Below are 6,032 nucleotides of genomic sequence, written 5' to 3' on the forward strand. Positions count from 1 at the left end.
GGCCGGTGCGCGTCAGCCGCGCAGCTCCCGCAGCACGAGAGCGGTGCGGATCGCCGCGTCGGCGGCCTCCTCGCCCTTGTCCTCTTTCGAGCCCTCGAGCCCGGCACGATCGAGGCCCTGCTGCTCGTCGTCCAGCGTCAGCACACCGAAGCCGACGGGCTTGCCCGCGTCGAGGGCGACTCGCGTCAGACCGTCGGTCGCGGCCGACGACACGAACTCGAAGTGCGGCGTCCCGCCCCGGATGATCACGCCGAGGGCGACGACGGCATCCGCCCCGCCGTCGAATGCGGCACGCGCGGCCACGGGCAGCTCGAAGGAGCCGGGAACCCGCACGACGCGGTAGGTGGCTCCCGTGGCATCCAGGATCCGCTGGGCGCCCGCGATCAGGCCGTCGGTGATCACCTCGTGCCAGGTGCCGGCGATGACGACGATGTTCAGATCGGAGGCGTCCACGCCGCCGGTCTCGGGTGCTCCACTGCCGGCCATCAGGCGCTCTCTTCCTTCGCGTGCGCGAGGGCGTCGCGCAGGTCGTCCTCGCCGATGATGTGGCCCATGCGGTCACGCTTCGTCTCGAGGTACTGGTGGTTGTTGGGACCGACGCCGACGAGGAGGGGCACCTGTTCGACGACGTCGAGACCGAAGCCGCGCAGCTGCGCGACCTTGTCGGTGTTGTTCGTCAGCAGTCGCACCTTATCGACTCCGAGGTCGGCGAGGATGCCGGCGGCGGCGGCGTAGTCGCGGGCGTCGGCGGGCAGGCCCAGGGCCAGGTTGGCATCCACGGTGTCCATGCCGCGCTCCTGCAGGTTGTACGCGCGCAGCTTGTTGATCAGCCCGATGCCGCGGCCCTCGTGGCCACGCATATAGATGACGATGCCGCCGTCGCGGTCGATGGTGTCGAGCGCGGCCTCCAATTGCGGACCGCACTCGCACTTCAGCGAGCCGAAGGCCTCGCCCGTCAGGCATTCGGAGTGCACCCGAACGAGCGGCGCGGATTCGGTGAGGTCGCCCGAGACGACGGCGAGGTGGTCGGTACCGGTCACGCGGTCCTTGTAGGCGAGGAAGCGGAACGTGCCGTGCGAGGTGGGCACGTTGGACTCGGCCCGCAAGCTCACCCGCCGACGCGCGGGGGTCGCCGCCGGCAGCGGGTCGGTCTCGTTGAGGTAGGCGATGAGCTGCTCGATCGTGATGACCGGGATGCCGTCGCGCTCGCCGAGCTCGAAGAGTCCGGGCAATCGCATCATGCTGCCGTCGTCGGCCACCACCTCGGCGATCGCGCCGACCGGCTCGAGGCCCGCGAGCCGCATGAGGTCGACGGCGGCCTCGGTGTGTCCCGCGCGCTCGCGCACGCCCCCGTCGACGGCCCGGAGGGGAAGGACGTGCCCCGGACGGATGAGGTTCGTGGGCACCGACTCCGGGTCGGCAAGCACGTTCAGGGTCCGCGCGCGGTCGGCCGCGCTGATGCCCGTGGTGACTCCGGATGCCGCATCGACGCTCACGGTGTAGGCCGTGCCGCGGGCGTCCTGGTTCACCTCGACCATCGGGGGGAGGTCGAGGCGGTCGGCCCACTCGCCGGGCATGGGCGCGCAGACGTAGCCGCTCGACCAGCGCACCGTCCAGGCGAGCCACTCGGGGGTGGCGAGCTCCGCCGAGATGATGACGTCGCCCTCGTTCTCGCGGTTCTCGTCGTCGGCGACCAGGATGGGCCGCCCCTGACGCAGGGCCTCCAGGGCCTCGGGGATGGTGGACAGGCTCATGCGGAGCCCCTCTCGGTCGTTGCGGCCGCGGCCGCGGGGTTCTCTTCGGTGTCGCCGGACGTGTCGGCGGTCGTGCGGAAGGCGAGCATGCGTTGCACGTGCCGTGCCAGGATGTCGGTTTCGAGGTTGACGGGGGTTCCGGCCTCGGCGCGGCCGAGCGTGGTCGCCGCGAGGGTCTCGGGTATCAGCGACACCTCGAGCCACGGCTGCGGGTCGGTGGCCTCGCTGACAGCGCTGACGGTGAGCGAGACCCCGTCGATCGCGATCGAGCCCTTGTCGACGACGAGGGGAGCGAGGTGCGCCGGGATGCCGACCCGCACGACGCTCCACTGCGCACCGGGGCGTACCTCGCGGACGACGCCCGTGCCGTCGATGTGGCCCTGCACGATGTGTCCGCCGAGGCGCCCGTGCGCGGCCGTCGCCCGCTCCAGGTTGACGGAGCGGCCCGGCGCCACGTCGGCGAGAGTCGACATGTCGAGGGTTTGTCTCATGACGTCGGCCGTGAACCAGTCGTCGCCCTGGTCGACGACGGTGAGGCACACGCCGCTGACCGAGATCGAGTCGCCGTGTCCGGCGTCCGACACCGACAGCGGGGCGCGCAGCGTCAGTCGCACGCCGTCGCCGGACGGTTCGACGGCGGTGACGGCGCCGATCTCTTCGACGATTCCGGTGAACATCAGGCGTCTCCTTCGTTCTGGTGGCTCCCGACGCGTGCGGCGTCGGGAGAGTTGTCTTCCGCGGCCACGCGGGGAGTGGCGACGATCAGCAGGTCGTCGCCGAGCTGCTGGACGGATGCCACGGCCAGCCGCAGCGCTCCCGCGATGCTCGACACGCCGATGTCGCCCAGCGCGAGGCGGGATCCGCCGAGCAGCACGGGGGCGATGTACGCGAGCACCTCGTCAGCGAGTCCCTCACGGATGAACGCGCTGGCGAGGGTGGGACCGCCCTCGACGAACACGCGCTGCACGCCCTGCTCGGCGAGGTCGGCGAGCACCGCGCGCAGGTCGTGCGTCGCGTAGAAGAGAGGCTCGCGCGGATGACGGCGCACCGCGGCATCCGGAGTCGTCTCGCTCTCGCCCACGACGACGGGGATCGGTTGGGCCTCGAGCAGCGAGCCGTCGTCGGCGCGTGCGGTCAGGGCGGGATCATCGGCGCGCACGGTGCCGGTGCCGGCCACGATCGCGTCGGCGATCGTGCGGCGGGAGTGCACGTCGCGGCGTGCGGCGGTGCCGGTGATCCACTGGCTCGTGCCGTCGTCGGCGGCGGCGCGTCCGTCGAGGCTCTGCGCCCACTTGACGGTGACGTGCGGGCGGCCGGTGCGTTGCAGGGTGACCCAGTCGTGGATCAACGCCTCGGCGGCCTCTCGTTCGAGTCCGGTCTCCACCTCGACCCCCGCGCCGCGGAGGCGGTCGGCGCCACCGGCGGCGGTATCCGTGGGGTCGTCGAGGGCGTAGACGACCCGGGCCACCCCCGCTTCGATGAGCGCCTGGGCGCACGGTCCCGTGCGGCCGGTGTGGTTGCACGGCTCGAGGGTGACGACCGCGGTGACGCCGCGCGCGGCATCCGGCGCCAGCTGCGACAGAGCGTCGACCTCGGCGTGCGCGGTACCCGCGCCGCGATGGAATCCTTCGGCGAGCACGTCTCCGGCGGGGGACAGGACGACCGCACCCACCTGCGGATTCAGCCCGCGCGGGCCGCGCCGGGCGAGTTGCAGTGCTCGCCGCATGGCGTCGATCTCGACGGCGGATGCCATTTCCCTGTCCTTCCCGCGGTGTCGGGGCAGGGCCAGCGGGAAGGCGCGTCGCGCCTACCGTGCTGCCTCCTATCCGGACTAGCGGGGGAGGACCCCCGCATCACCGTCGGTTCCGGAATTCCACCGGATCGGCCCCACCGCCGAAGCGGGAGGGTTCGCGGACTGTCACCGCCGGTTCGGATTCCCACCGACCCCGGAGCACGTTGTTGCTCTTCGGAGTCTACTCAACGCGCCTTTCGCGTATTCATTCCCCGTCATCGGGCGACGCAGCCGGCCCCCGCGTTTCACGGGGGTCTTCGGGGTCAGCAGGCCGGTGCGGACCAGTCGGGGCAACTCGGCAACGGCACGACCGGCGGCGCCGCCACCTCGCCGACCGCGGTCACGGCCGTCTCCAGAGTCACCGCGCTCGTCCGTGGCGGGTCCCTCAGCTATGCGATGTTCCTCGGGTGGTAGCGGGCGCGCCCGCTAGGTCTCGGGTGACCCAGGCCCCGAGCGAGGCGCACGGATGCCGACGCCGATTCGGCGTCTCCCCTCGGGGAGCCTCCGCGTGCGCACGGGTTACCCGCACCGATCAGAGTGGTCGGGGACCGGTTTTGCATCAATACCAAACAATTCGCCTCGCGTCACCTGGTTGAAACGTTCTACCCCTATTCTGTCCAATGGCGGATTTTCTATGTCTCCGCCCTGAATCTTTCACGAGGGTAGAGAGAATGGCTTCGAAGATTTTCCGTCCTGCGGGCGCGATGGTGGCTGTGGCCGCCGTTCTGCTCGCCGGTGTGGTCGGCGCAGCGCCGGCGTCGGCAGCGACGCGTCCCGCGGGCGACTACATCATCGGGCTCGCCGACGGCGTCGATACGGTTGCGCTCGCATCGCGCTACGGCGTCGACATCGACGACCGGTACACCGCCGCGCTGAACGGTTTCGCGGCCACGCTGACCGCAGCCGAGGCCACCGCGCTGGCGAGCGACCGCCGCGTCAGCATCCTCACGGCCGACGTCGAGGTCGAGGGCTTCGCGCAGATGAACACCCCCACGCCGAAGACCGTGCAGGCGGACAAGGCGCCGGTCAACGCGGGCGATGGGGTGCAGACCGCCTGGACCGGACCCGCGGTCGCGGTGATCGACTCGGGCGTCAACCCGCACATCGACTACAACCTCGTCAAAGCGGTCAACTGCCTCGGCACCAGCGACGAGCGCGACGGCAACGGTCACGGAACGGGCGTCTCGGGCTACATCGCTGCCTACGACAACGACTTCGGCACGGTCGGCGTCGCCCCCGGCGCACCGATCTATTCGGTTCGCGTGATGGATGCGAAGAACAAGGGCACGCTTTCCTCGGTGCTCTGCGGTGTCGACTGGGTCGTCGCCAATGCAGCGACCTACAACATCAAGGTCGCCAACATGAGCCTCGGCTTCGAAGGCGTCGACGATGGCAATTGCGGCTACAGCAACAGTGACGCGCTTCACCAGTCCATCTGCCGGCTGACGTCGCAGGGCGTCGTGGTGGTCTCCGGAGCCGGAAACGGCGCCACCGATCTGGGTCGCGTCCTCCCCGGCTCGTACGACGAGGTGCTGGTGGCCACCAACATGGCCGACTACGACGGCAAACCCGGCGGACTGGCCGCGAGCACCTGCGGCCTCTCCACCAAGGACGACTCGCCCTGGTTGAACACGAACTTCGCCGTCTCCGACGCCGATAAGGCCCACACGCTGGCAGCCCCCGGCACGTGCCCGTACACCACCCTCAAGGGTGACCGCTTCGGGTACATCCAGTCGGGCACATCGATGGCCACCGCGGCTCTCAGCGGCGTGGTCCTGAACTGCTTCGCCTCGGGTAGCTGCCCCGGATTGAGCACTCCTCAGGTCATCCGCCAGGTCATCGCACAGGCGTCCGCCGCCGACGCGAAGGGCCACACGTGGTTCGGCAGCCCCTCGGCCGCCGGCTCCTCGCCGAGCAAGTACTACGGCTACCTGGCCACGGTCGCACCGACCGGCTCCGTTCCGCCGCCGACGCCGACGCCCACGCCGACGCCGACGCCCACTCCGACCGCGTCTCCGACGCCGACCGCGTCGCCGACTCCGTCGCCCACCCCGACGCGGACGCCCACTCCGACGCCGACCCCGTCGCCGACCGCCGGGCCGGACAAGACGGTGCCGACCACCTCGATCGTCAGCCCCACCACGGGTACGACGATCTCGGGCCGCGGTGACCTCGTCGCCTCGGCGGGTGACAACGTGGGTGTGACGGGCGTCAGCTTCTGGGCGGGCTCGACCAAGCTCGGCGATGCCGTGCGCGGCAGCGACGGGCTCTGGCGCACGACGCTCGACTCCAGCCAGTACCCGAAGGGTCGCTACCAGATCCGCTCGCGTGCCGTCGACGCAGCGGGCAACATCGGGTGGAGCCCGATCGTGACGATCTCGGTTTCCTGACCCCTGACAACCGCGGCGGGCGGCACTTCGGTGTCGCCCGCCGCTGTCGTTCGTGCCGCCGGCGCCGGCGCCGGCGGCGGCGTCAGCGGGCGGGCC

The 6,032-nt window shown here is 70.9% G+C and carries 5 protein-coding genes; 1 reads left to right on the forward strand and 4 read right to left on the reverse strand.

Annotation, left to right across the window (positions count from 1 at the left end; translation table 11 throughout):
- Window positions 1-12: 12 nt before the first annotated feature.
- From ribH to ribD, 4 genes are read right to left on the reverse strand one after another with little or no spacing between them, the layout of a single operon-like run.
- Window positions 13-486, reverse strand: coding sequence for a 6,7-dimethyl-8-ribityllumazine synthase (gene ribH / locus RWP81_RS13540; protein WP_314456928.1), 474 nt, complete (start codon window positions 484-486; stop codon window positions 13-15).
- On the reverse strand, window positions 486-1,754 hold the full coding sequence (ribA, locus tag RWP81_RS13545) for a GTP cyclohydrolase II (RefSeq protein ID WP_314456930.1): 1,269 nt from the start codon (window positions 1,752-1,754) through the stop codon (window positions 486-488). The genes ribH and ribA overlap by 1 nt, the downstream gene beginning before the upstream one ends.
- The gene (locus RWP81_RS13550) at window positions 1,751-2,431 is read right to left on the reverse strand and encodes a riboflavin synthase (protein WP_314456933.1); all 681 of its coding nucleotides are present in this window, start codon (window positions 2,429-2,431) and stop codon (window positions 1,751-1,753) included. Before RWP81_RS13550 ends, ribA begins: the two co-directional genes overlap by 4 nt.
- Complete coding sequence (gene ribD, locus RWP81_RS13555) at window positions 2,431-3,507, reverse strand: bifunctional diaminohydroxyphosphoribosylaminopyrimidine deaminase/5-amino-6-(5-phosphoribosylamino)uracil reductase RibD (RefSeq protein WP_314456935.1); 1,077 nt, start codon at window positions 3,505-3,507, stop codon at window positions 2,431-2,433. Before ribD ends, RWP81_RS13550 begins: the two co-directional genes overlap by 1 nt.
- A 710-nt stretch (window positions 3,508-4,217) precedes the next feature.
- Between ribD and RWP81_RS13560 the strand changes: the two genes are divergently transcribed.
- Window positions 4,218-5,936 (forward strand): S8 family serine peptidase, encoded by a 1,719-nt coding sequence (locus RWP81_RS13560; RefSeq protein ID WP_314456936.1) that lies wholly within the window; start codon window positions 4,218-4,220, stop codon window positions 5,934-5,936.
- Window positions 5,937-6,032: the final 96 nt, after the last annotated feature.

The organism is uncultured Microbacterium sp. (assembly GCF_963521695.1).
In the GTDB taxonomy this organism is placed as follows: domain Bacteria; phylum Actinomycetota; class Actinomycetes; order Actinomycetales; family Microbacteriaceae; genus Microbacterium.

What these genes read in the sequence shown, in the direction of transcription:
- ribA (WP_314456930.1), bottom strand. Translation starts at nt 1,754, where the DNA reads ATGAGCCTGTCCACCATCCCCGAGGCCCTGGAGGCCCTGCGTCAGGGG.
- ribD (WP_314456935.1), bottom strand. Translation starts at nt 3,507, where the DNA reads ATGGCATCCGCCGTCGAGATCGACGCCATGCGGCGAGCACTGCAACTC.
- RWP81_RS13550 (WP_314456933.1), bottom strand. Translation starts at nt 2,431, where the DNA reads ATGTTCACCGGAATCGTCGAAGAGATCGGCGCCGTCACCGCCGTCGAA.
- RWP81_RS13560 (WP_314456936.1), top strand. Translation starts at nt 4,218, where the DNA reads ATGGCTTCGAAGATTTTCCGTCCTGCGGGCGCGATGGTGGCTGTGGCC.
- ribH (WP_314456928.1), bottom strand. Translation starts at nt 486, where the DNA reads ATGGCCGGCAGTGGAGCACCCGAGACCGGCGGCGTGGACGCCTCCGAT.